A 567-nucleotide genomic window follows, 5' to 3' on the forward strand; every position below is an offset into this window, starting at 1 on the left:
CCATGCCAGGAATGCTTCTGCACGAAGGCAATCACTTCCTCCACGGCCTGCACTGGGAAGGAGTGGATCTCGATCCGATCCAGGATGCGGCTCTTGTCGCTGCCGGCGAAGCGCCCGGCCTGGATCCAGGCATCGGGAAATTGCCGCTCGCGATCATGGCCGAAGAGGATCATGCCGCCCACGGTCGGCACCGTCTTCCCCTAGTGGTCGCCCACGAGCCGCAGGGTCTCCAGATCGCGGCGGCGGAGTTCGCGGAAAGGTGCGAACGACTCGGAAGCCGCTCGGAAGTCAATCGCTTCCGAGCTGAGCCCCGGCAAGGGCTGCTCGTCGAAGCCCTCGCCTCGGGAGAAACGCTGCAGTTCCTCGATCAGCTCAGCATCGGCGCGGCGGTTGGTGGAGCCCACCCGCACATACACGCCTGCGGCAGGACCCTCGCGGATCAGGTGATGGGGGCGGCTCGGGCTGGGGTACACCTGCAGGGCCAGCACCTGCGTCTGCCGCTAAGGCAGGATCTCGATCTCCGGCACCAGCCGAGGGATGATCCGGTCGGTGATCAGGTTGGCGAGC

Annotated in this window: 1 protein-coding gene; it reads right to left on the reverse strand. The window is 66.1% G+C overall.

Annotation, left to right across the window (positions count from 1 at the left end; translation table 11 throughout):
- Nucleotides 1-200: 200 nt before the first annotated feature.
- Nucleotides 201-488, reverse strand: a complete 288-nt coding sequence (locus tag VB737_RS07530; RefSeq protein WP_500312287.1) for a hypothetical protein — start codon at nucleotides 486-488, stop codon at nucleotides 201-203.
- Nucleotides 489-567 lie beyond the last annotated feature (79 nt).

Origin of the sequence: Synechococcus sp. BA-120 BA3, from assembly GCF_034931285.1 — a bacterium.
GTDB lineage: Bacteria > Cyanobacteriota > Cyanobacteriia > PCC-6307 > Cyanobiaceae > Cyanobium.